Origin of the sequence: Halorubrum saccharovorum DSM 1137 (assembly GCF_000337915.1) — an archaeon.
In the GTDB taxonomy this organism is placed as follows: Archaea; Halobacteriota; Halobacteria; order Halobacteriales; family Haloferacaceae; genus Halorubrum; species Halorubrum saccharovorum.
In genome coordinates this window covers 64,149-86,003 of record NZ_AOJE01000060.1, presented here as the reverse complement: position 1 = coordinate 86,003, position 21,855 = coordinate 64,149, and the positions used below count along the sequence as shown (strand labels likewise).

The following is a 21,855-nucleotide window of genomic DNA, read 5'->3' as shown; positions in this document are numbered from 1 at the left end:
GCCGATTCGACGAGAACCCGAACGTTCTTTCCCGCTCCTACCGGCGTACGGGTATGCAGGTCGACGCAGTCGTCCTCGACATCGACGGGGTGTTGGTCGACGTGGCGGACTCCTACCGACGGGCGATCATCGAGTCCGTCGAACGGGGGTGTGACAAGACGATCGATCGCGACGCGGTCCAGTCGTTCAAGGACGCCGGGGGGTTCAACAACGACTGGGAGCTGACGAACGCGGCCGCACTCTACGTGCTGGCCCGCCGCGAGGGACTCGGGATGGACGTGGAGACGTTCACGGACCGGGTCGCCGAGGGCGGCGGCGGGCTCGACGCGGCGAAGGAGGCCGTCGGCGACCTGCCCCGGGTCGCGCAGGCGCGGGTCCGTGACCAGTGGGACACCGACCGCCTCCGCGAGACGTTCCAGGCGCTGTATCTCGGTGAGGAGCTGTACCGCGAGCTAGAGGGCGGCGAGCCCCCGATTTCGGCGCCGGGGTACATCCACGACGAGCCCACGCTGGTCGATCCGGAGACGGTCGCCGACCTCACAGAGCGGTTCGACGTGGGGGTGTTGACGGGGCGGCCCGCCGCCGAGGCGGAGATCGCTCTGGAGCGCGTCGGCCTCGACGTGCCCGAAGAACACCGGTTCACGATGGACGACTGGGAGGAGGGGAAGCCGCACCCGCGGGCGCTCGTCGAGCTCGCGGAGCGGTTCGACGCCGACCGGGTCGCCTTCGCCGGCGACACCCTCGACGACGTGCGGACCGCGCGCAACGCCGACGACGAGGACCCGAGTCGCGTCTACTACGGGATCGGCGTCCTCACCGGCGGGCTGACCGGTGACGAGGGGCGACGGAAGTACACCGAGGTCGGAGCGGACGCGGTCGTCGGGGACGTGAACGATCTCGTCGAGCTGTTGGAGTAGAAGATGGGCCTTGCCGGATTCGAACCGGCGATCAACTCGTTATGAGCGAGTCGCTTTAACCGGACTAAGCTAAAGGCCCGTGATTCGGGGTAAACGAGACGAACCCTTTAGCGTACCGAATTCACGTGATCGCCGGACGGGACCGGCGATGAAATCGACGACGAAAAGCCGGAAGCTACATTCAACGCTACAAGATGTAGGAAACGGAAAGAGGCGCCGAAGCCAGGACTCGAACCTGGGACCGCCTCGTTAACAGCGAGGCGCTCTACCAACTGAGCTACTTCGGCTCGATTCAGGGTACTCGATTCGTTTTGATAGGGCTTTCGTTTCCGCCCGACTCGGATGCGATCGGTTACCGCGCCCCGCTCTCATCGGTTCGACGTCGCCCGATCGCGACCCGGAGCATCTCGTTCGCCCGGTGACCGACACGTTTTCGGCCGGACCGCGAGAATGCGACTCCATGGACGATCTCGAGGCGGTGCTGTCGCGCGTTCGCGACCGGGTGGTGCCCGAGCCCGCGGAGCGCGAGCACCTGCGGGCGGTCGCCACCGAGCTCGCCGACCGGACGCGCGAGGCGATCGCCGACCTCCCCGTCGACGCCGACGTGGTGCAGGTGGGATCGACCGCCCGCGGCACGTGGGTCTCCGGCGACCGCGACATCGATCTGTTCGTGCGGTTCGACGCCAATCTCGACCGCGAACAGCTGGAGGAGTACGGGCTCGCCGTCGGCCACGCGGTCCTCCCGGACGGCCACGAAGAGTACGCCGAGCACCCCTACGTGAAGGGCACCCACGAGGGGTTCGACGTGGACCTGGTGCCCTGTCACGACGTGGAGACCGCCGGCGACCTCGTCTCCGCCGTCGACCGCACCCCGTTTCACGACGCGTACCTCTCCGCGCGACTGGACGACGATCTCGCCGGCGACGTGGTGCTCGCGAAGGCGTTTCTGAAGGGGATCGGCGCGTACGGCAGCGACCTCCGCACCGAGGGATTCTCGGGGTATCTGACCGAGCTGCTCGTCTTGGAACTCGGCGGGTTCGTCCCCCTGGTGGAGTCCGCGCGGAGCTGGCATCCGCCCGTCGAGTTCGACTCGGAGGGCCACGCCGAACGGACCTTCGACGACCCGCTCGTAGTAGTCGACCCGACCGACCCGACGCGGAACGTCGCGGCCGTCCTCTCGGCCGCGAACCTCGCGCGGTTCCAGCACTACGCCCGCGAGCTGCTCGCGGCGCCGAGCGAGGAGCTGTTCGAACCGGCGGATCCGGCCCCTCTCGATCCCGCCGGCGTTCGCGACCACCTCGACCGACGGGAAACGACGCCGGCGGCGGTCGTGTTCGACGCGCCCGACGTGGTCGACGACCAGCTGTGGCCGCAGCTCCGGCGGTCGCTCGACGGGATCGTTCGGGGGCTGAACGGCCGCGGCTTCGACGTGCTCCGCGCGCGGGCGATGACTGACGGGAGCGATCGGGACCCCGACGGAGACAGCGCCAAGCGCGCCGCGCTGTACGCCGAACTGGAGGTCGCAGAGCGGCCGGCCGTCACGCGTCACGAGGGGCCACCGGTCGCGGTGCGGAAACACGCAGCGAGCTTCTACGAGTCGTACGCCGACGACGTGGACCCCGAGACCTACGGTCCGTTCATCGACGGCGACCGGTACGTCGTCGAGCGCGAGCGGGAGTTCACGACGGTCCGCGAATACCTCGAAAGCGAGGCGGCCGGCGACGTGGCACTCGGCGCGCAGGTGGAACGGGAGTTCGCCGAGCGCGACGTACTGGTCGGCGACGCGGTGGCGACGCTGGCGCCCGCGTTCGGGGTGCCGCTCAGGGAGTTCTACGAGCCGCACCCGTGAGTCGCACAGGGGAGACGTGAGAGCCGAGACCGAGGGGACGGCCTACCGCGATCGCCGGTCCGAGACGAGGTACACGAGAGCGACGATCGCGAGCAGGGCGGCGCCGATCGCGGACATGAAGGCCGCGACTCGCGGGAAGACCAGCCAGAAGGCGACGTAAAACGAGAACGCGAACGCGAGCAGGCCGACGATCACGATCCCGCGAGTGGGGTTCTGGACGGCCGCGACGAACGCGCGTTGCGGGAGCGAGAGGTCTCCGAAATCGACCGGAACGTCGCGGTCGTCGGGAGGGTCGGGAAGGGCATCGCCTGGCGAGACGTCGACTGCGGATCCGTCGGCGTCGGTCCGATCCCCGACATCGGCTCGGTCCTCAGCGTCGTCGGTCACGCGAGGCGGTACGGTCCGAATGCGCCTGTACCTGTCGTTCCCCGAGCCCCGGTCAGGAGAGCGCGCCCCCGACCGCCGCGCCGACGAGGAACGCGGGCAGCGCGGCCGCCAGGTTCGCGACCGCGAATTCGACGGCGGCCCGGTTGTCCCCGTCGGCCGCGGCGGAGACGGTTTCGACGGCGAACGACGAGAAGGTCGTGAAGGCGCCGCAGAACCCGACCGCGGCGAAAAGGATCGCTCCCGAGCCGATCGGCGCGGCGAGGAGGACGCCGAGCGCGAGGCTCCCGAGCGCGTTGACGGCCACGACCGAGCGCCGGCCCTCGACCCGGAGGCCGACCGCGTGTCGCCCCACTGCGCCGACAGAACCGCCGAGACCCACGAGAACGGCCGCGAGCAGCGGGTCGGTCACAGTCTCCCCCCGACGAGCAGTCCGGCCGTGGCGGCTCCGAACCCGGCGGCGTAGCTCGCGGCGACGTACGCGGCGCCGGCCGTCGTCCCGAGCGACACGGCGTCACCGACGAAGGTGCTGTAGGTGGTGAACGAGGAAAGCGCGCCGGTGCCGACGAACAGTCGCGTCCGACGGCTCGCGGCGCGCGTAAGCAGCAGGCCGAGCGCGAAGGAGCCGAGGACGTTCGCGAGGAGCGTTCCGGCCCCGGTCGCGTCGCCGACGGCGACGTCGATCCCGTGTCGGGCGACGGCGCCGGCGAATCCGCCGAGCGCGACGAGTGAGAATCCCAGCGGCGTCCGTTCCATACCGGGGCGTCACCGGCGCTTATCTTGGGTCTTCGGACTCCGCGGCGGCCCCCGTGACTGCCTCCGTTTCGCTCGCCCGAGGGCTCCCGCCGCCGTGCGGAGTCCGCCGCTCGCGAATCCGAACGGTGTGGGCCGTCTCCGTCGCGTCGTCGACGACGAGCGCCTCGCCGGTCCCGGTCGGGAGCCGCGAGGCGAGGTCGCCGGCGAGGTAGGTCGCCTCGGCCTCGGCGAGCCGGTCGAGGTCGCGTTCGGCCGTGAGCCGGTGGGCAACGAGGAGATCCGACTGCGAGACGGCGACACTCGGCAGCGCGCCGGGGCGCTGCGTCGCGCAGACCAACGAGACGCCGGGCGCTCGGCCGCGCGTCAGCAGCGTCCGGAGCGCGGGGTCGGCCACGCCGTCGAAGAAGGCGTGCGCCTCGTCGACGAGCAGCCACGGGAGCCGGTCGATCTCACCGTCGATCCGGGCGTCGTAGAGCCCGCGGGCGACCGCCCTGACGACCGCGCCCGCGGCCGCCTCGGGCGTTCCAGCGAGATCGAGCACGGTCGGGTCCCCGTCTGCGACGAACCGTCTGACCGGCGGCGCGTCCGCGCCGAACACGCCCCACGACTCGGCGAGACGAAGGTGGTTCGCGGCCGCGCGACGGTCCGCCGCGGGCGCGTCCGCGTCCGCGACTCGGTCGCGGAGCGCCGCGAGCGAGGGCGACCCGTCCGACCCCTCCGAATCGTCTCCGGACGCGAGGGGGTCCGAGTCGTCGCGAGCGTCGGCCACGACGCGCCACACCAGGCTTCCCGGCCCGCTCGCCGGGTCGAGGCCAAGTAGGTCCGGCCACGCCTTCGGGGGGATCGCCGCCGGTCGGACTCGCGGCTCGACGACCCGCCCGCCGGCAGCCCGGAGCCCGCCGAAGACGCCCATCGGGTCGACCACGACCGGCGCGACGCCGCGGGCCATCCCGAGCCCCTCCGCGAGGACGCCGAGCGTGTACGACTTTCCGGTTCCCCGCTTCCCGAAGACCACGCCGGCGTGCGGGCCGTCGGCGTCGACGCCGACCGCGGCGCCGGCGCTGCCGTCGCGCGCGAGGAACGACCCGATCCGGACGGTCGGGGGGAGTTCGCCGTCGGTCTCGCAGTCGCCCTCACCGTTCGTGCGGGGGGAGATGCCCCCGTCGGGGCTGGCCCCGTCGTCCGAATCGGAGTCGCGTCCGAGCACGTGCATAGCCGCGGTGGCCGCGGTATCGCACAAAAACGTGGGGCGAGCGCGGAGGCGCTCGTCCCGCTGCCCTGTGCCGAAACGCGACGGAGAGTTACGACGGCCAGAGGACTCGGGCGGCGATCCGCGGACGGAACAGGGTTGTCGGCTCGCGTTCGAGTCGGAGGACGCGATAGAACGCCTCGGCGACGGTGGCGTCGGTGTGTGCCGTCGCAGTCACTCGATCCACGTAGCGGTTGAACAGTCCGGCTCCGGTCGGCTTCGTTCCCGTCGTCTCCTCGAACTCGAAGTCGGCGCCCACCGCCGTCTGCCACACGACATCGAGGTGGTCGGCCGCCCGACGAAAGAAGCGTGACCCGATGTTCTCCGTTCCGTTCGCAATGGTGTGGTGAAGTTGTAGCGCGTCGAGCGCGGCGGCGGACATTCCCTGCCCGTAGATCGGATTGAAACTCGCGATCGCGTCGCCGGTCACGACCAGCCCGTCGGGAAACCGGTCGAGCTCGTCGTACCGGCGCCACTGACTCGCCGCGAACGGATACCGCTCGATCTCGTCGCTCGTCCACTCTCGCTCCCGGAGCAGGCCCGCGAGGCGATCGAACGGCAGCGCGTCGGCGAACGCGAGAAACCCCGACCGGTCGGTCGGCGGATGGTCACCGTGCATGCCGAACAGGGTTACCAGCCAGCGATCGCCCTCTATCGGGATCGCCGTCCCGCCGCGCGTGTTCGGCGCGGACGGGGCACACAGATACGCCGACGTATCCTCGCTCGGCCGGTCGACAGTCACCGTTCCGTACGCGAGATCGACCTCGGCCCGTTCCGTTCGCGGCTTTCGATACCCGTGCTCCGCGAGCCACATCGGCGTCTTGGACGCGCGCCCCGTCGCGTCGACGACGAGGTCGGCTTCGAGCGTCTCCTCGCCTCCGTCCGCCCGCCTGATCGAGAGCCCTTCGACCGCGTCCGCGTCGGCGCTCGTCTCGTACTCCGTGACGTGACACTCGTCACGGACCGTGATCCCGGTCGCCGCGGCGACCCGCTGCCGGGCGACCCGCTCGAACAGCGGCCGGCTCGCGCAGGGCATCAGCATCTCGGGCTCCGCGGGCGTTAGCACGCCACCGTTGTCGTAGTACTCCAACTCCCGACAGGCGTCGATGACGAGCCCGCCCGCGGCCCGCAGCTCCGACTGGTAGCCGTCGAACAGGTCTTCGAGAATCACGCGGGCCGGCTCAAGCATCACGTGGACGTGACTCGCCTGCGGGACGCCTCGGCGGACGACGGATCCGTCCGGCATCGGATCTCGTTCGACGAGCGTGACTCGATCGTACCCGTCGGCGAGCACACGGGCGGCCAGCAACCCGGCCATGCTCCCCCCGACGACGGCGGCGTGTGAACCGACGGTACCGACCGCTGTTTCGGCGTACGCAGCGGTTGAATCGAGTACCATCCCCGGTCACGTCGTGTGTGTGAGACAAGACGTTTTGTACGTTAGGGTCGGTCCGGCTCCGGAGTCCGACCCTTTATCAGTGATACCGCGGCCACCGACGATATGACGCACTCGAAACGGGACGGACGCACCGCGAACGACCGATCGTTTCGCGCGGACCGCCGGGCGATCGAGGGGCTTCCGGTCAGGCTGGTCATCGCGCTCGTCGTCGGCGTCGCGAGCCTCAGCGTGATGATGGGGATGATCGGCGACATCGAAGGGCTGTCGGCGACGGAGCTCGACGCGCAGCCGCAGCCGGAAGTTACCACGCCGGGCGAGCAGTCGCTCGACGTGGCCGTCGTCGATCCGGACGGCTCCCGGGTCGCCGACGCGACCGTGATCGTGCGAAGCGGATCGGCACAGATAGACGGCGTCGCCACCGGAACGACCGACTCCGACGGGGTCGCGACGGTCGACGTCGACCCGGAGCTCGGACCGAACCAGCCGGACGGCACTCTCACCGTCGAAGTGAAACCGCCGGCTGAAGGCGACTACGTCGACGAGCGCGGGAACACGGAGGTGCTGGTCGTCGCGGAGAATTAGAGCCGGTCGTCCCAGTCGATCCAGTCCTGCTCCCAGCCGTGACGCGCGAAGTGACCCATATCGGCGCGCTCAGCGTCCTCTCGGCGCGTTCGGTTCCGTTCGACGCCGCGCTGCTCGCCGTCGACGAGCATCGGCTGGAGCCGCGCCGGACCGGCCGTCTCGACGGTCCGGAATCCCGGCGGGGCGTCATCGTCGTCGGCCGAGCCGTCGGACGCACCCCGCTCCGAGTCGGGTTCGATCGCGGCGATCGTCTGGACCGCCGTCCCGCGGGGGTAGACGATCCGGCCTCCCTCGGCCAGCTGCTCGCGGAGCGCGCGCGGCGGCTCGACGACCCCGGCTTCGAGGAGTATCCGGTCGTACGGGGCGTACTCGGGGAGCCCGTTCGCCCCGTCGCGTCGGTCGACGAGGACGGCGTCGTATCCGGCCGTCGAGAGGTTCGAGCGGGCGACCGCGACTGCCTCGCGATCGATGTCGACCGCGTGGACGTGCCTCGCGCCGGCCATCTCGGCGAGCAGCGCGACAGAATAGCCGACACCCGCGCCCACGACGAGCACTTCGTCACCCTCGTCGGCGTCGAGCGCTGAGAGTAGCCGAACGACCGTCTCGGGAGCCAGCGATCGATCCCCGTTCCCAGCGCTCCCCCGTTCTCGGCCAGCGTCGCCCCCTGCCGCAGTCGGGCTGTCGTCGACGAACGGATCCCGGGAGACGCGCTGGAGCGCCGCGAGCACGGGCTCGTCCAGCGTCTCGCCGATCTGGTGTTCGAGCCCCTCGATCATGTCGGCCCGAAGCGACGCCTCGTCCATAGTCGGACTCGGTGCTCGGTCCTCTAAAAGCGCTCGCTCGGCATCGCGTCAGCCACCGTCACACCGTCCCTCATCGCATCGGAACGAACCGGACGCCGCCGTGGTCCTCGCGGTCGACGCCCTCTTCCTCGATCGTCAGGCGGACGAGCCGCTGCGTACCGGCGCGACCGACCGGCGCGACGACCCGACCGCCAGTCCGCACGCGGTCGACGATTTGATCGGGGACACCGTCGGTCGGCGCGCAGGTCAGGTACGCGGCATCGAAGGGGGCCTCGTCGGAGAATGCCGTCCGACCGTCGCCGGCGCAGACGGTCACGTCGTACCCGAGCCGCCGAAGTCGCTCGCGGGCGGATCCGGCCAGGTCCGGTTCGTACTCGACGCTGTAGACGTTCCCCGGACCGACGATCTCAGCGACGACCGCGGCGTGATAGCCGCAGCCCGTGCCGATCTCGAACACCCTGTCGCCGGGTTCGACATCGAGCAGGTCGGTCATGACCGCGACCATGTGCGGCGCGCTGATCGTCTGATCGTGGCCGATCGGGAGCGGTCGGTCGGCGTAGGCGCGCGATCGTCGGCCCTCCGGGACGAACGCGTGTCGCGGTACCGCCTCGATCGCCGCGAGCGTGCGCTCGTCGACGTCGAGGCGACGGCGGAGCGCGTCGACGAGTTCGCGGCGCGCCGCTTCGCGGTCAGCGTCGTCCATGGGTCACCCTAGCACGCCGCGCGTGGAGAAGGTGTCGGCGGGGGAGAGAACGTCGGCGGGGTAAGAGAGACGAAACCGGGACCTACGCCACGTCGATCCGGTGGCCGTCGTCCTCCTCGGCGGCGGCCTTCGGGAGCGTGACAGTGAGCACGCCGTGGCGGTACGTCGCGCTCGCGTCCGCGTCGACGACCCGTCCCGGAAGGTCGACGGACCGGGTGATCGACTCGTGGCGCCGCTCGCGTCGGAGGTACCGCCGGTTCGCGTCCTCGCTCTCTTCGGCTTCGCGCTCCGCGTCGCGCTCGGCGGTGATCGTGAGCCGGCCGTCCGTCGCGCGCACATCGATGTCCTCGCGGTCGTACCCCGGGAGGTCGGCCATGACGACGAACTCGTCGTCGTACTCGGCCACGTCGATGTCGGTGGTCCGGAGGTCACGCCCCCACGCGCGGTCGCCGCCGAAAGAGGTGCGGCCGAGGAACTGCTCGATCTCGTCGAAGGGGTTGGTTCCGTTCATGGTGATCATCTATGGAGACGCACTCTGTGGTATTAAAGACGACAGGATGATTGATAGCTCGGGTCAGGCGGATCGGAAGACTCGAAACCACGACGAGGAGGCCCGATCGCCGGACGGTCAGTTCACGTCGATGCTGTGGCCGGCGGAGTCCGACGGCGACCGCTTGGGGAGGGTGACGGTGAGCACGCCGTCGTCGTACGAGGCGGTCGCGCCGCCGCTCTCGACGGGTTCTGGGATCGAAATCCGGCGTGATACCGCGCGGTGACGGCGCTCGCGGCGATGGTAGCGAACGTCCGCGTCGCCCGCGTCGTCGGGTTCGGCTGTGTCGCCCTCAGCCGCGTCGTCTCCGGCCGCGCCGCCTTCGTCGGCGGTCACCTCGGCGCTCCGCGTCTCCTCGCGGGCGGCCGCGATCGACAGCGCGTCGTCGTGAAGCTCTACCTCGATATCGGCGGCGTCGAAGCCGGGGAGGTCGGCGAGCACGGTGATCACCTCGCCGTCCTCGATAACGTCGACATCGACGTCGCGAGCGCCCGGGAAGTCGGGGGCGCCGGGGCCGGGCGAGTCGAGCGTGCCGCCGAGCTCCTCGAACTCCTGGCCCATCCGTTCGAGCAGGTCCTCTATCTCGGTGAAGGGATCGCGTCGCGTCATACAGGTCAGGATTCGTGACGGAGAGACTTGAACGTACGGGCGGTAGTCGAGCGTACGGAAAGCGAAACGGAAGCGGCGCGAGGAGTCGAGACCTAGAGGAACGGCCGCCAGTAGTACGGGCTCACGAACCCCTCGATGAACGCGGCGACGGCGATCAACACGCCGATACCCATCAGCACCCAGAACGCGTTCTCCAGCGAATCGGCGAACGCCTCGCGGGACAGACGGCCGCGGAGCGTCTTCCACGAGACGATCCCGAGGTGGATCCCCAGCGCGCCGGAGATGAACAGCGCGGGGATTTCGAGGATTCCGTGCGGGACGACGAACGCGAGCAGCGCGGCGAGGTTCTCCTCGAGCGCCGCGGTGGCGCCGAGCGCGATCCCGTTGAACGCAATCGACGAGAGCGCGGGGACCGCGAGCGCGACGCCGCCGAGCGAGGTCGCCATCGCGACCGACCAGTTGTTCCCGAAGAAGTTGAGCGCTGCCGTCGGCGGGAGGTGGCCGACCAGCCGCGACTCGATCGACGTGGTGAACGCGCCGACGAAGGGGTCGACGGCGAGCCACCCGACCGCGCCGAACCCGACGCCGACGAGGACGGTGATCACGTGCAGCCCCGGGGTCCGGCGGACGAACCCGATCATCTCCCGCCAGCCGCGGCGGACGCCGCCGACGAACTGGTCGCGGAGCCGGGCGTCGACCGGATCGATGGGGGCGACCGCGCCGCGGTGGTCGCCGTACAGGACGGTCTTGAGCAGATCGAGCGCGGGAGCGGCGACGACCGCACTGGCGAGCGCGACGACGGCCCCGCCCCCGAGGAACGCGAGCGCGGACGCGGCCGAGGAGATCGCCACGAGCACGCCGACGGCGACGACGAGGTACGCGAGGGCGTCGACGGGGTTCGACCGGATGAATCCGCCGGCGCCCTCGACGGCGCCGACGACGCCGGCGTCGTCGACGACGACCGCGGCCGGCGCGAACGCGAACACCGCGCGGACGAGAAGCAGGACGACCAACCCGACGAGCAGCGCGAGGAGCGCGACCACGGCGCCCACGAAGGGGTTAACGAGGAACGCCCCGCCGATCGCGAGGCCGGCGAGCAGCGACACGCCGACCCACAGCAGGAACTCGGAGACGTAGAGGCCGAGGAACGTGAGCCAGCGCCCCCGCACACCGGCGATTCCGGCGGGGAGTCCACGGTCGCCGCGGACGCGGCCCGCGACCGCCGACATCTGTCCGGCGGAGACCGCAGCGTACGTGAGGATAGCCAGGAGAAGCGTCGCGACCGTGCCGACGGTCAGGAGGAGGAGCGCGGTCGGCGACGCGAGGGGTTCGAGCGCGGGCGCCACGCTCTCGCCCCACGCCTGGACCGCCTCGGGGTCCTGCGTGTCGGGCGGCGTCAGATCCAGGTCGGCGAGCGCTCGGCGCGCGTCAGCGAGCCGACCGGTCAGCTCGTAGTGGAGGTACGTCCCGGCGAGCGCGACGAAGAGGCCCATCCGGGCGACGACGGGGACCGCCGTGCCGAGGAGGTAAAACGGGAGCAGGTCGGCGGGGCGCCGTCGGAGGGTCGACGCGGTGGCGGAGACGGCGGATGACAAGTCCATGCGGAGCGGTTTGTCCGTCGAATACTTAAAAGCCCGAGCGGTCCGGGCGCTCACTTCGAGGCACGGTCCGAAGCCGAGTCGTCCGGTGTCGGGTCGTCCGGTGACGGACCGCCTGGCGTCGAAACGCCCGGCCCGCTGTCGCTCCCCCGCTCGGCCATCATCTCCGCGGCGCGGTCGGCCCACCCCGAATAGCGGAAGCCAGCGATAACGACGAGCGCCATCCACGCGTACGCGAGGAACACGCCGACGTACGCCCCCTGCGGGCCGAATCCGGCGGTGCGCCCGAGCAGCCAGGACGCCCCGAGAAAGAGGCCGAACATCCCGGAGACGCGGGCGACGAGCGGAATCCGGGTCTCGCTCGCCCCCTGCAGCGCGCCGGAGAGCGCGGAGAAGCAGACCAGGACGGCGCCCGCGAGGCCGTAGACGCGCGCGAAGTCGACCGCGTACGCGATCGTGGGTCCGTCGTCGGTGAAGATCGGGACGAGCCGGGGCGCGAGCGCGACCAGACCAATTCCGATCGCTCCGACCGTGAGCACGCCTAGCCCGGCGACGGCCCACCCGTTGAACCGGGCCTCGTCGGGGTCGCCTGCGCCGAGCGACTGCCCGACGAGCACCGAGGCGGCGACGTTGTAGCCGCGCGAGAGCGGGCCGGTCACCTGCTGGTACACCCGACGCCCGATCTGGAACCCGGCGTTGACCGACTCGCCGAAGCCGAGGAGTAGCGCGTTGAAGGGGAACTCGGCGATCTCCGAGCCGAACCCCTCCAGCACGCGGGGAGCGCTCACCCGGAGGAGCTGGCTCGCGATCGTGAGGTCGCGGGGGCGCGCGAACGACGCCTCGGTCCACGGGCCCCAGATGGCGAGACAGAGGAGCCCGGCCGTGAGCACGTTGGCGCCGGCGGTCGCGAGGCCGACGCCGACGACCTCCAGTCGCGGGAGCCCGAGCAGACCAAGTCCGAGGGCGACCGACCCCGCGATGTTGACAGAGTTGGCGGCGACGTTGACGTACATCGGGGTGCGGGTGTCGCCGGTCCCCTGCAACGCGCGAGCGGCGACCAAGGCGACGTGGCGCGCGGGGGCGGTCGCGAAGACGATCGCGAGGTACGTGGAGCCCAGATCGACGACGGCCGGCGAGGTCCGATCGCCGACGAGCCGCCCGAACACGCCGATCGCGAACTCGCCGAAGAAGAGGCCGAAGAGCACGAAGGGGATCCCGGCGAGCGCGCCCACGAGGACCGCCTGCGTCACCGCCTCGTCGCGCGTTCCGGTCACGCCCGCGCCGGTGTCCTGCGAGGAGAGCGCGATCGCGCCGCCGCCGAGTCCGAGGCCAATCCGGAGGGGAAACCGGGCGTAGAGGTCGGCGAGCCCGATCGCGACCACGGCCGCGGGCGAGAACAGCGCGGTGACGAGGACGTCGGTCGTCCGCATCGCGGTGCGGAACGTCTGCTCGGCCATGACCGGCCACGCGAGCGAGAACACCCGCGTCCAGACGCGCCGCAGCCGCGGAAGGTCCATGTGTCACCGCGGAGGGGCGGACGGGGCTTTTGCGTATCGGAGCCGGAGGGCGCCGCCGGATGCGAACCGTCCGCCGGTCCGGATCGGAGTGCCCGGGCGACCGAACGTTGAAACATGTGACGGACACACACGGAGTATGGACATCTTCGTGTACGGGACGCTGACCGAACCGGATCGGGTCGCCGAGGTGCTCGACTCGTACGTGTACGTCGGGCCGGCGACGCTGTTCGGCCTCCACCTCGTCGAGGGTCGGTACCCGACGCTCGCGCCGGGCGGCGAGACGGGCGGTCGGCTCCTCCGGACAGAGGAGATGGACGCGCTCGACGAGTACGAGCGCGTCGGAGAGGGGCTGTATCGGCGAGTGACGGTCCCGCTCGACGCGCCCGACGGCCACCCGGACGAAGCGGCGGTGTACGTCGGCGACCCCGACCGGCTCGACGCGGACGCGACGTGGCCGGACGAGGGAGGCGATGGTAGCGATGGCGAACGGAACGGCGGCGGTTCCGGGTTCACGGATCGGGTCGACCGGTACCTCGAACGCGAAGCCGTCGGGGTGCGTTTGGCCCCCTGAGATCCGTCTGACGGAGAGATGACGGCGCTGCAGTCGTGCGGTTTCACTTTCACTCCGCTAGCCTCACCTTTTTGTATTCGGCACGTCTCGGTTCACCTGCACGTCACACGCGTGCATTCCCCCTTTCACAGACGGCGAGCCAGCGGCTCGGCTCGACGCGGTCTCGGCTCGCCTCGTTCGACGGCAAAACGGGACGGACCGGAACCGATTAGCGCCCGGCGCGGCGAAGGCGGTGTATGATAACCCTCTCCGACGTTCGCGAGGCGCGCGGGCGCGTCGACGACGTGGCTCGGCACACGCCCTTAGAGCGGTCGCGGACCTTCTCCGAGATGAGCGGCGCGGACGTTCACCTCAAACTGGAGAACTTCCAGCGCACCGGTGCGTTCAAGATCCGCGGGGCGATGAACCGGATCGCCACGCTCTCAGACGCCGAACGCGAGGCCGGAGTGGTCACGGCGAGCGCGGGCAACCACGCGCAGGGCGTCGCCTTGGCGGCCGACCGCGCGGGCGTCGACGCCACCGTCGTGATGCCGAAGTTCGCACCCGTCTCGAAGGTGAAGGCCACCCGCGGGTACGGCGCCAGCGTCCGGCTGGAGGGCGTCGACTACGACGAGGCGCAGGCGTACGCCCACCAGCTGGAACGCGAGGAGGGTCGGACCTACGTCCACGCGTTCGACGACCCCGTGGTGATGGCCGGACAGGGGACGCTCGGCCTCGAAATCGTCGACGACTGCCCCGAACTGGACACGGTCGTCGTCCCGATCGGCGGCGGCGGGCTCATCTCGGGGGTCGCGGTCGCGATCAAAGAGCAGCTCCCGGACGTGCGAGTCGTCGGCGTGCAGGCCGAGGGCGCGGCCTCGGCGGGGGAGTCGCTGAAGAGGGGAGAAGTCCACGAGATCGACAGCGTCGACACGATCGCCGACGGGATCGCGACCCGATCGATCGGCGAGCAGACGCTCGAAGTGATGAGCGAGTACGTCGACGAGGTCGCCACGGTCGACGACCGCGAGATCGCCCTCGCGCTCACGCTCCTCCTGGAGCGCTCGAAGACGCTGGTCGAGGGGGCCGGCGCGGTCGCGCTGGCGGCCGTCCTCTCCGAGGCGTTCGACTACGAGGACGACGAGACGATCGTCGCCGCCCTCTGTGGCGGCAACATCGACCTCAACCGCCTCGGCACCGTGATCCGGCGCGGGCTGGTCCAGATGGGCCGGTACCTCAAGATCACGATCGACCTGAAGGACCGCCCCGGCGAGTTAGAGCGCGTCTCCAGTATCGTCGCCCGCACCGGCGCGAACGTGTACGCGGTCCACCACGACCGCACCTCGCGGGACGTGGCCGTCAACGCCGCCGAACTCGAACTCGAACTGGAGACCGACGACGCCGAACACGCCGCCGACATCATCGACGCCCTCGAAGCCGACGGCTACGAGGTCGAAGTGCTCTCGTGATCGCAGACGCCTTATAAATAGATCTGCGGTGCGGTGGCGCGCGCCTCCGAGCGGCCGCCACCGGCGGCCGCGAGTAGGGAGAGACCGAAGGTCTCTCTGACAGCCGGCGGCTCCGCCGCCGGCGAGAGCGCCGTGCGAGGGGGCGGTTCGCGCTCGCAGAGCGCGAACCGCGAGGCTGGGGAGGCGTGAGGCTGCTGTGCGGTAGCGGGCGGGATGGGACTCAAAGGGGCAGTCGGTGAGGACGGCGCAGGTGACGCAAGCACCGCAGCGAAGGAGCGTCAGCGACTGAGAGAGGAGCACAGCGAGCGTGCGCCGTCCTCACCGACTGGGGCTTTGGAGAGCGTCACCGCAGAAGACTCGATCGTTTATAAGCAGCCAAACACAAACGCCCTGACCACGTGACGGTAAAACCCCTACTCGTCCTCGAAGTCGTCCTCGCTGGCCGGGGTTGTACAGACCGGGCAGCCGGTGTCGAGGATCGTCTCTCGCATCTCCTCGTTGACCTCGATCGTCTGCGTGCAGTCCGAGCAGGTGAATTGAACGGTGGGCACGCTTTCTCTCGTTGTCGGAGACGGCGGCGGGCGATATAAATGACCGGCTTCCGTTTCGAGACCCGAGAATCCGGCGTCCGGACCCCGAGATACCTCGGCGCCCGCCTCCGAGAGCGCGCCGGCCGCCGGCGCCTTCAGTCCGTCCGCGGGACCGCGTACGCCCCGAACGCGAGGAACGCGACCGCGAGGACCGACAGCACCGCCAGATCGCCGATCCACGGCCCGGGTTCGTAGATGATCGCTCGCGTGCCGCGCGCGAAGTACGTGAGCGGCGAGGCCGCGACCGCCGGCAGGAACCACTCCGGCAGCAGGCCGGGCGAGACGAACGTCTCGGAGAGGAACAGCAGGGGGAGCGCGACCGTGTTGCTCGCGGCGATCACGCCGTCCTGCGAGTCCGCGAGCGCGCCGAGCAGCGCGCCGAGCCCGCAGAAGAGCGCGACCGCGACGGCGACGAAGACCGGCAGCGCCGCCAGCGCGGGCGAGACGACCGGCTCCGCGTCGGTCACGACCAGGACGAGCCCGAGGATGAGCAGGCTCGCCGCGCCGATGATCGCGACGTTGACCAGCGTGTGCGCGAGCAGCCACTCGGCGCGCGAGAGGGGCGTCGTCGCCAGCTTCTCGAACCGGCCGCCGTCGCGGTGGCGTGCGATCTCGGAGCCGACCCGCGACAGCGGCGTGAAGAGGACGACGACCGCGAGGTAGCCGGGGATGTAGTAGCCGGCGGGCTCCGCGAACAGCCCGCCCCCGGTCGGCTGCGTCTGGACCAGCGCGCCGAAGATCATCACTAAGATTACGGGGAAGAAGAAGGTGAAGAACACCGCCGTCCGCCGCCGGAGGAACGACCGCGCCGCCGCGCTCGCCTCGGTCGCGATCCGCCCGAACCGGCTCATCGGTCACCTCCGCCCCGTGTGACCCCGTCAGGCCCTTCCGACCGCGGCGAGTACTCCTCGCCGGTGAGCCGGAGGTACACGTCCTCCAGCGATGGCTCGGACCACGCGAGCGACTCGAAGGCGACCCCCGCCGCCTCCAGCGCGTCGACGGCGGTGCCGATCCCCTCGGGCCGGACGCCGCCGATCCGGAGCCCTTCGCGAGTCGACTCGACCGCGGACGCGTCCTCGCTCCCGGACGCGTCTGCTCCACCCTCCGCCCCCCCCTCCTCGGCCCCCACCGAGAGCGCCCCACGGACCGCCCCTCGGACCGACTCGACGTCGGCCTCTGAAGCCGGACCGTCGAGCGCGACCTCCAGGCTCGGCTCGCCCCCGTGCTCGGCGATGAGCGCGTCGGGGGCGCCGACCGCGACGACTGCCCCGTCCCGGAGGAGCGCGACGCGGTCGGCCAGCCGCTCGACCTCGTCCATCGCGTGGCTCGTGAGGAAGACGGTGGTGCCGTCGCCCGCGAGCCGCTCGATCAGGCGGTGGATCGAGCGTCGACCGGCCGGGTCGATCCCCGTGGTCGGCTCGTCGAGGAAGAGGAGGTCGGGGTCGTTGACGATGGCGGTCGCGACGCAGGTCCGACGCTTCTGGCCGCCCGAGAGCTTCTCGTACCACGCGTCCGCGTCGTCGGCCATCCCCACGTCCCGCAGGACGGGCTCGGTGTCGCGCGCCGCGTCGTACAGCCCGCCGTAGTAGTCGACCAGCTCGGCCGCCGTGAGCCGCTCCGGCGGGTCGAACGACTGGGGGAGCAGCCCGACCCGCTGCGGGTCGACCTCGTCGGGCGGGGCACCGAACACCCGCAGGTCGCCCTCGGCCTCGGTCGTCCCCGTCAGCGCACGGACGAGCGTCGTCTTCCCCGCGCCGTTGGGACCGATGAGCCCGAACACCTCACCGGGCTCGACCCGGAGGTCGACGCCGTCGAGCGCGACGACCTCGCCGTACGACTTGCGGACGCCCTCTCCGACGACGACCGGGTCGGGTCCGCCTGCGGAGTCGGTCGCGTCGGCCTCGCGGTCCGGCTCCCCGCCGTCGGCCGCGGACGCCGACGCGGCCGCAGTCTCGTTCATGCGAACCGGTCGGGGTGCCGCGCGCGTAAGGGTTGCTCTTCCGGTCGCGGCGGGTGGTCGGTCGAAGGGGGCGGCCGAGAAGTCCCCCGACACCGCTCCCGGTCCGTTACGCCTAAGCGACGGCGAGCCGACCCACGGCGTATGCACTACCACGAGGCGGCGGCGTTCCTCTTCGACCTCCGCCGCTTCTCGGTGAAGCCGGGGACCGAGCGCGTGGCGGCGCTGCTCGATCACCTCGGGAATCCGGAGGAGGACGTGTCGTTCGTGCAGGTCGCCGGCTCGAACGGGAAGGGAAGCACGGCGCGGATGACCGAGTCGATCCTGCGCGAGGTCGGGCTCTCCGTCGGCCTCTACACCTCCCCGCACCTCTCCGCGCTCGCCGAGCGGATCCGGGTCGACGGGCTGGCGATGACCGAGGACGCGATCGCCGACTTCGTCGCGGAGGTGAAACCGTGGCTCGTCGAGCGCGCGGCGGCCGGCGAGCCCCTCACCTTCTTCGAGGTCGTCACGGCGATGGCGGTCCACGACTTCGCGCGCCGCGAGGTCGACGTGGCCGTCCTGGAGGTCGGGCTCGGCGGCGAGTACGATGCCACCAGCGCGGTCGGCCCCGTCGCGACCGCGGTCACCAACGTCTCGCTCGAACACACCGCGGTCCTCGGCGACACGATCGAGGAGATCGCCCGCACCAAAGCGCGGATCGCCGAGTCGGGCGCCCCCTTCGTCACCGCCTGCGAGGGCGAGGCCCTGTCGGTCGTTCGCGAGGTCGCCGACGAGGCGGGCGCCCCGGTCGCGACGGTCGCGGGGGCTGACGAGGGCGGGGACGCCGAGGGGAACGGCGACCCCGCAATCTCCGTCGCCTACGAGGGATGCGTGAGCCCGACCGACTCCGAGGTGACGCTGTCGGGCGAGGTGGAGGGAACCTATCGGATCCCCCTCGTCGGCGACCACCAGGCGACGAACGCGGGGATCGCGGTCGCGCTCGCTCGGCGCACCGCGGCGGCTCTCGGCGACGCGGACGGGGGCGACGCTCCCCTCTCCGACGCCGCGGTCCGGGACGGCCTCGTCCGGGCGACGTGGCCCGGTCGGTTCGAGGTGGTCGACACGGCCCCGCTGACGGTGCTCGACGGCGCGCACAACCCGGCGGCCTGCCGGACCCTCGCGGGGACCCTCGCCGAGTACGACTACGACGACCTCCACCTCGTGTACGGCGCGATGCACGACAAGGATCACGCGGGCGCGGCGAGCGCGCTTCCCCCGGCCGCCTCGGCGGTCACCTGCCGCCCGGATCTCGACCGCGCCGAGGACCCCGAGGTGTTGGCCGCCGCGCTCCGGAACGGGGGCGTCGACGACGTGGCCGCCGGCGGCGACGTGGCCGCCGCCCTCGACGCCGCGGTGGAGCGCGCCGACCCCGACGACTGCGTGCTGCTCGTCGGCTCGCTGTTCGCGGTCGCCGAGGCGCGCGCGGCGCGCATGCGGACCGTGACGCCGCGGTCGGTCGGCGGCGGGAACGACCCCGACGCGAGCGCGAGGCGCGCGCTCGACGCCGGCGGCGTTCCGCCCGAGGCGGGCGAATCCGGCGCGGGTCGACCCCGACGCGAGGCAGTCGATCACCGCGTCCTCGCGCTCCGGCTCCGCGGCGACCGAGCGGAGCGGCTCGCGGGCGCCCTCCGCGAGGCCGGCGGCGACGCCGCGATCGGCGGGCTCGGGGCGGGGGAGGGACGCGTCCCCGGTGGCGAGCGCGTTCCCGTCACGCTCGCGGGGACGGTGGCGGAGTACCGCGCACTGCTCTCTCGGCTCAGAGAGCGTGAGGACGAGGAGTTCGCGGGGATCGCCGACGACATCGCCGACCGGATCGGGATCGCCGAGGGCTCGCGGGGCGACTTCGCTCCCGACGACTCCGACCCCGACGGTTCCGACGACTACCCGTGGACCGACGGCACCGCGGTCATGGGCGTGCTCAACGTCACGCCGGACTCCTTCCACGACGGCGGACGACACGCGGGCCTCGACGACGCGGTCGCGGGCGTCGAGCGGATGGCCGAGGCCGGCGTCGACATCGTGGACGTCGGCGGCGAGTCGACCCGGCCGGGCGCCGAGCCCGTACCGGTCGACGAGGAGATCGACCGCGTCGTCCCGACGCTCGAAGCGATTCAGTCGGTGCCGGCGGTCGCCGACGGCGACGTGCTGGTCTCGGTCGACACGCGGAAGCCGGCCGTCGCGGAGGCGGCGCTGGAGGCGGGCGCCGACGTCATCAACGACGTGACCGGCCTGGCGGACCCGGAGATGCGCGAGATCGTCGCCGACGCCGGCTGCCCGGTCGTGGTGATGCACAGCCTCGACGCGCCTGTCGACCCGACGAACGACCCCGAGTACGACGACGCCGTCGACGACGTGATCGCGGCGCTCCGCGAGCGGCTCGCGCTGGCCGAGACCGCCGGGATCGACCGGGAGAAGGTGATCGTCGACCCGGGGATCGGCTTCGGCAAGTCCGCCGCCGAGGCGTTCGAGCTGATCGACCGCGCCGGGGAGTTCGCCGCGCTCGACTGCCCGGTGCTGATCGGGCACTCCCACAAGTCGATGTACGGTGCGGTCGATCGGGGGCCGGACGACCGCGAGCACGCCACCGTCGCCGCGACAGCGCTCGCCGCCGATCGGGGGGCGGATATCGTTCGGGTCCACGACGTGGCCGAGAACCGCGCCGCCGTCGACATCGCCGCCGCGGTGAACGGCTCCCTCCGAGAGGGCGGGGCGTCGCGAGGAGAGACGGACCCCGGCGACGAGACCGAAGGAGACGAACCGGGCGAATGACGGCAGCGTTTTGCGTCGCGACCGCCTCGCTCCGATATGGCCCGGCGTCTGCTGCTCGGCTGTAGCGCGGTCGGGAACACGCTCGTCGAGCGCACCCGCGAGTCGCACGGCGAGCTCGTCGCGATCACCGACGACACCGGGTGGGTCTCGACGCTGCGCGACCGCAACGTCGCCACCGTGGAGGCCGACCCGACCGACCCCGCGGCGTATCCCGACAGCGCCGCGGTCGTGCTGGTCGCGAGCGACGACCCGGAGCGGAACGTCGCCGCCGCGGAGGCCGCACGGCGCCGCTACCCGGACGCGATGATCGTCGCGCACGTCGGCACGAACCCGACCGCGGCCCAGCAGGACGCGCTGGAGGCGGTCGCCGACCGCGTCGTCGACCCGGTCGAGGCCGTCGTCTCGCGGGTCCGCGAGGCGACCGGCGTCGACGCCGACGAGGAGCCGGTCCGGCTGTTGCGAGCGCTTCGGAACCTCTCCGGACCCCTGCTCGTCGTCGCGCACGACAACCCCGACCCCGACGCCATCGCGAGCGCGCTCGGGCTCGCCCGCGTCGCCGAGGAGGTCGGCGTCCCGGCGGACGCCTCTTACGGCGGCGAGATCGCCCACCAGGAGAACCGCGCGATGGTGAACCTCCTGGACCTCTCGCTGCGGACCTTCGACGGGATCGACCTCGACGACTACGGCGGGGTCGCCCTCGTCGACCACTCGCGCGCCGGGATCAACGACAGCCTCCCCGAGGGGTACCCGGTCGACGTCGTCATCGACCATCACCCGCCGCGCGGCCCCGTCGCCGGGGAGTTCGTCGACATCAGACCGGACGCGGGCGCGACGAGCACGCTGATCGAAGAGTACCTCTCGCGGATCGGGATCGAGCCGGATCGGGACCTCGCGACCGCCCTCCTGTACGGGATCCGGATCGACACGAAGGACTTCACGCGGTCGACGTCGATCCCGGACTTCGAGGCGGCCGCGTCGCTGTCGGCGTTCGCCGACGAGTCGACGCTCGAACGCGTCGAGAGCCCGAGCGTGAGCCCCGAGACGCTCCGCGTGCTCGCCCGCGCCATCGAGGGGCGGGACGTGCGCGGCTCGACCGTCGCCTCCTGCGTGGGCGAGATCGGCGACCGCGACGCCCTCGCGCAGGCCGCCGAGCGCCTCCTCGATCTGGACGGGATCGCGGTGACGTTCGTGTTCGGCTACATGGACGGAGTGATCTACGGCTCCGCGCGCGCTCGCGGCGCGGACCTCGACGTGGGCGAACTGCTCCGCGACGCGCTCGACCCGGTCGGCTCCGCCGGCGGCCACGCGACCATGGCCGGCGCACAGGTCTCGCTCGGCATCCTCGAAGAGGTGACCGACGAGGAGTCGCTCGAGGACATCGTCGAGGCGTTCGTCGCCGGACGGTTCTTCGAGGCGCTCGACGACGCGCCCTCGCCGCCCTCGGGGGGAGTTCCGGAGTTCCCGACGGACTGAGGACGGCGACGGCGGGGCCTGGCCGGCGTGTTCGTCGCCGTGCGACGGGTGATCGTCCACCGGTCGTGCAGCGGAGATGCAACGGTCGC

Annotated in this window: 21 protein-coding genes and 2 tRNA genes; 7 read left to right on the top strand and 16 right to left on the bottom strand. The window is 71.4% G+C overall.

The window, feature by feature from the left end; translation table 11 throughout:
• Positions 1-53 precede the first annotated feature (53 nt).
• Entirely contained in the window at positions 54-917 is an 864-nt protein-coding gene (locus C471_RS11645) for a TIGR01548 family HAD-type hydrolase (RefSeq protein ID WP_004049251.1), read from the top strand.
• A gap of 4 nt (positions 918-921) precedes the next feature.
• Here the strand turns inward: C471_RS11645 and C471_RS11640 are convergent.
• Positions 922-996 (bottom strand) — tRNA-Ile (locus C471_RS11640).
• Positions 997-1,131: 135 nt separating this feature from the next.
• Positions 1,132-1,204 (bottom strand) — tRNA-Asn (locus C471_RS11635).
• Positions 1,205-1,377: 173 nt separating this feature from the next.
• On the opposite strand from C471_RS11635, the gene cca reads away from it, so the two are divergent.
• Positions 1,378-2,766, top strand: coding sequence for a CCA tRNA nucleotidyltransferase (cca, locus tag C471_RS11630; protein ID WP_049909342.1), 1,389 nt, complete (start codon positions 1,378-1,380; stop codon positions 2,764-2,766).
• A 42-nt stretch (positions 2,767-2,808) separates the two neighbouring features.
• On the opposite strand, the gene C471_RS11625 is transcribed toward cca, so the two are convergent.
• The 5 genes from C471_RS11625 to C471_RS11605 all read right to left on the bottom strand — a co-directional run bounded on the left by C471_RS11625 (position 2,809) and on the right by C471_RS11605 (position 6,554).
• Complete coding sequence (locus tag C471_RS11625) at positions 2,809-3,153, bottom strand: hypothetical protein (protein WP_004049242.1); 345 nt, start codon at positions 3,151-3,153, stop codon at positions 2,809-2,811.
• A 52-nt stretch (positions 3,154-3,205) separates the two neighbouring features.
• A complete protein-coding gene (locus C471_RS11620; protein ID WP_004049241.1) occupies positions 3,206-3,562 on the bottom strand; it encodes a fluoride efflux transporter FluC in 357 nt (118 codons plus the stop codon).
• Positions 3,559-3,906, bottom strand: coding sequence for a fluoride efflux transporter FluC (locus C471_RS11615; protein ID WP_004049239.1), 348 nt, complete (start codon positions 3,904-3,906; stop codon positions 3,559-3,561). The genes C471_RS11620 and C471_RS11615 overlap by 4 nt, the downstream gene beginning before the upstream one ends.
• Before the next feature lie 19 nt (positions 3,907-3,925).
• Positions 3,926-5,119 carry an ATP-binding protein gene (locus C471_RS11610; protein WP_004049237.1) on the bottom strand — a complete coding sequence of 398 codons (1,194 nt, stop codon included), beginning with the start codon at positions 5,117-5,119 and terminating at the stop codon, positions 3,926-3,928.
• An 88-nt stretch (positions 5,120-5,207) separates the two neighbouring features.
• Positions 5,208-6,554, bottom strand: coding sequence for an FAD-dependent oxidoreductase (locus C471_RS11605; RefSeq protein ID WP_004049235.1), 1,347 nt, complete (start codon positions 6,552-6,554; stop codon positions 5,208-5,210).
• A gap of 102 nt (positions 6,555-6,656) precedes the next feature.
• Between C471_RS11605 and C471_RS11600 the strand changes: the two genes are divergently transcribed.
• Positions 6,657-7,136, top strand: a complete 480-nt coding sequence (locus tag C471_RS11600) for a DUF7382 domain-containing protein (protein ID WP_004049234.1) — start codon at positions 6,657-6,659, stop codon at positions 7,134-7,136.
• Here the strand turns inward: C471_RS11600 and C471_RS11595 are convergent.
• From C471_RS11595 to C471_RS11570, 6 genes are all read right to left on the bottom strand, one after another.
• On the bottom strand, positions 7,133-7,939 hold the full coding sequence (locus C471_RS11595; RefSeq protein WP_004049232.1) for a protein-L-isoaspartate O-methyltransferase family protein: 807 nt from the start codon (positions 7,937-7,939) through the stop codon (positions 7,133-7,135). The two genes, C471_RS11600 and C471_RS11595, sit on opposite strands and share 4 nt — an antisense overlap.
• Before the next feature lie 70 nt (positions 7,940-8,009).
• The gene (locus C471_RS11590; protein ID WP_004049230.1) at positions 8,010-8,642 is read right to left on the bottom strand and encodes a protein-L-isoaspartate(D-aspartate) O-methyltransferase; all 633 of its coding nucleotides are present in this window, start codon (positions 8,640-8,642) and stop codon (positions 8,010-8,012) included.
• A gap of 82 nt (positions 8,643-8,724) precedes the next feature.
• A complete protein-coding gene (locus tag C471_RS11585) occupies positions 8,725-9,153 on the bottom strand; it encodes an Hsp20/alpha crystallin family protein (RefSeq protein ID WP_049909367.1) in 429 nt (142 codons plus the stop codon).
• Positions 9,154-9,270: 117 nt separating this feature from the next.
• Complete coding sequence (locus tag C471_RS11580; protein ID WP_004049227.1) at positions 9,271-9,801, bottom strand: Hsp20/alpha crystallin family protein; 531 nt, start codon at positions 9,799-9,801, stop codon at positions 9,271-9,273.
• A gap of 92 nt (positions 9,802-9,893) precedes the next feature.
• On the bottom strand, positions 9,894-11,402 hold the full coding sequence (locus tag C471_RS11575) for a stage II sporulation protein M (RefSeq protein WP_004049225.1): 1,509 nt from the start codon (positions 11,400-11,402) through the stop codon (positions 9,894-9,896).
• A gap of 50 nt (positions 11,403-11,452) precedes the next feature.
• Positions 11,453-12,916 (bottom strand): MATE family efflux transporter, encoded by a 1,464-nt coding sequence (locus C471_RS11570; protein ID WP_004049224.1) that lies wholly within the window; start codon positions 12,914-12,916, stop codon positions 11,453-11,455.
• 136 nt (positions 12,917-13,052) lie between these two features.
• Between C471_RS11570 and C471_RS11565 the strand changes: the two genes are divergently transcribed.
• On the top strand, positions 13,053-13,487 hold the full coding sequence (locus C471_RS11565) for a gamma-glutamylcyclotransferase family protein (protein ID WP_004049222.1): 435 nt from the start codon (positions 13,053-13,055) through the stop codon (positions 13,485-13,487).
• 236 nt (positions 13,488-13,723) lie between these two features.
• Positions 13,724-14,935: a threonine ammonia-lyase gene (gene ilvA / locus C471_RS11560; protein WP_004049220.1), complete on the top strand. Its 1,212-nt coding sequence runs from the start codon at positions 13,724-13,726 to the stop codon at positions 14,933-14,935.
• Between the two features lie 413 nt (positions 14,936-15,348).
• Here the strand turns inward: ilvA and C471_RS17190 are convergent, their stop codons facing one another.
• From C471_RS17190 to C471_RS11550, 3 genes are all read right to left on the bottom strand, one after another.
• A complete protein-coding gene (locus C471_RS17190) occupies positions 15,349-15,486 on the bottom strand; it encodes a DUF7560 family zinc ribbon protein (RefSeq protein WP_004049218.1) in 138 nt (45 codons plus the stop codon).
• A gap of 134 nt (positions 15,487-15,620) precedes the next feature.
• Positions 15,621-16,376, bottom strand: coding sequence for an ABC transporter permease (locus C471_RS11555; RefSeq protein WP_004049215.1), 756 nt, complete (start codon positions 16,374-16,376; stop codon positions 15,621-15,623).
• Positions 16,373-17,485: an ABC transporter ATP-binding protein gene (locus C471_RS11550; RefSeq protein WP_004049213.1), complete on the bottom strand. Its 1,113-nt coding sequence runs from the start codon at positions 17,483-17,485 to the stop codon at positions 16,373-16,375. Before C471_RS11550 ends, C471_RS11555 begins: the two co-directional genes overlap by 4 nt.
• Before the next feature lie 141 nt (positions 17,486-17,626).
• On the opposite strand from C471_RS11550, the gene folP reads away from it, so the two are divergent.
• Both folP and C471_RS11540 read left to right on the top strand, forming a co-directional pair.
• The gene (folP, locus tag C471_RS11545) at positions 17,627-20,293 is read left to right on the top strand and encodes a dihydropteroate synthase (RefSeq protein WP_004049211.1); all 2,667 of its coding nucleotides are present in this window, start codon (positions 17,627-17,629) and stop codon (positions 20,291-20,293) included.
• 36 nt (positions 20,294-20,329) lie between these two features.
• A complete protein-coding gene (locus C471_RS11540; protein WP_004049209.1) occupies positions 20,330-21,766 on the top strand; it encodes a DHH family phosphoesterase in 1,437 nt (478 codons plus the stop codon).
• Positions 21,767-21,855 lie beyond the last annotated feature (89 nt).

Excerpts from the sequence above, each read along its gene's own strand:
- C471_RS11645 (WP_004049251.1), top strand. The coding sequence starts at position 54 with ATGCAGGTCGACGCAGTCGTCCTCGACATCGACGGGGTGTTGGTCGAC.
- cca (WP_049909342.1), top strand. The coding sequence starts at position 1,378 with ATGGACGATCTCGAGGCGGTGCTGTCGCGCGTTCGCGACCGGGTGGTG.
- C471_RS11615 (WP_004049239.1), bottom strand. The coding sequence starts at position 3,906 with ATGGAACGGACGCCGCTGGGATTCTCACTCGTCGCGCTCGGCGGATTC.
- C471_RS11610 (WP_004049237.1), bottom strand. The coding sequence starts at position 5,119 with ATGCACGTGCTCGGACGCGACTCCGATTCGGACGACGGGGCCAGCCCC.
- C471_RS11605 (WP_004049235.1), bottom strand. The coding sequence starts at position 6,554 with ATGGTACTCGATTCAACCGCTGCGTACGCCGAAACAGCGGTCGGTACC.
- C471_RS11600 (WP_004049234.1), top strand. The coding sequence starts at position 6,657 with ATGACGCACTCGAAACGGGACGGACGCACCGCGAACGACCGATCGTTT.
- C471_RS11595 (WP_004049232.1), bottom strand. The coding sequence starts at position 7,939 with ATGGACGAGGCGTCGCTTCGGGCCGACATGATCGAGGGGCTCGAACAC.
- C471_RS11590 (WP_004049230.1), bottom strand. The coding sequence starts at position 8,642 with ATGGACGACGCTGACCGCGAAGCGGCGCGCCGCGAACTCGTCGACGCG.
- C471_RS11585 (WP_049909367.1), bottom strand. The coding sequence starts at position 9,153 with ATGAACGGAACCAACCCCTTCGACGAGATCGAGCAGTTCCTCGGCCGC.
- C471_RS11580 (WP_004049227.1), bottom strand. The coding sequence starts at position 9,801 with ATGACGCGACGCGATCCCTTCACCGAGATAGAGGACCTGCTCGAACGG.
- C471_RS11575 (WP_004049225.1), bottom strand. The coding sequence starts at position 11,402 with ATGGACTTGTCATCCGCCGTCTCCGCCACCGCGTCGACCCTCCGACGG.
- C471_RS11570 (WP_004049224.1), bottom strand. The coding sequence starts at position 12,916 with ATGGACCTTCCGCGGCTGCGGCGCGTCTGGACGCGGGTGTTCTCGCTC.
- C471_RS11565 (WP_004049222.1), top strand. The coding sequence starts at position 13,053 with ATGGACATCTTCGTGTACGGGACGCTGACCGAACCGGATCGGGTCGCC.
- ilvA (WP_004049220.1), top strand. The coding sequence starts at position 13,724 with ATGATAACCCTCTCCGACGTTCGCGAGGCGCGCGGGCGCGTCGACGAC.
- C471_RS11555 (WP_004049215.1), bottom strand. The coding sequence starts at position 16,376 with ATGAGCCGGTTCGGGCGGATCGCGACCGAGGCGAGCGCGGCGGCGCGG.
- C471_RS11550 (WP_004049213.1), bottom strand. The coding sequence starts at position 17,485 with ATGAACGAGACTGCGGCCGCGTCGGCGTCCGCGGCCGACGGCGGGGAG.
- folP (WP_004049211.1), top strand. The coding sequence starts at position 17,627 with ATGCACTACCACGAGGCGGCGGCGTTCCTCTTCGACCTCCGCCGCTTC.
- C471_RS11540 (WP_004049209.1), top strand. The coding sequence starts at position 20,330 with ATGGCCCGGCGTCTGCTGCTCGGCTGTAGCGCGGTCGGGAACACGCTC.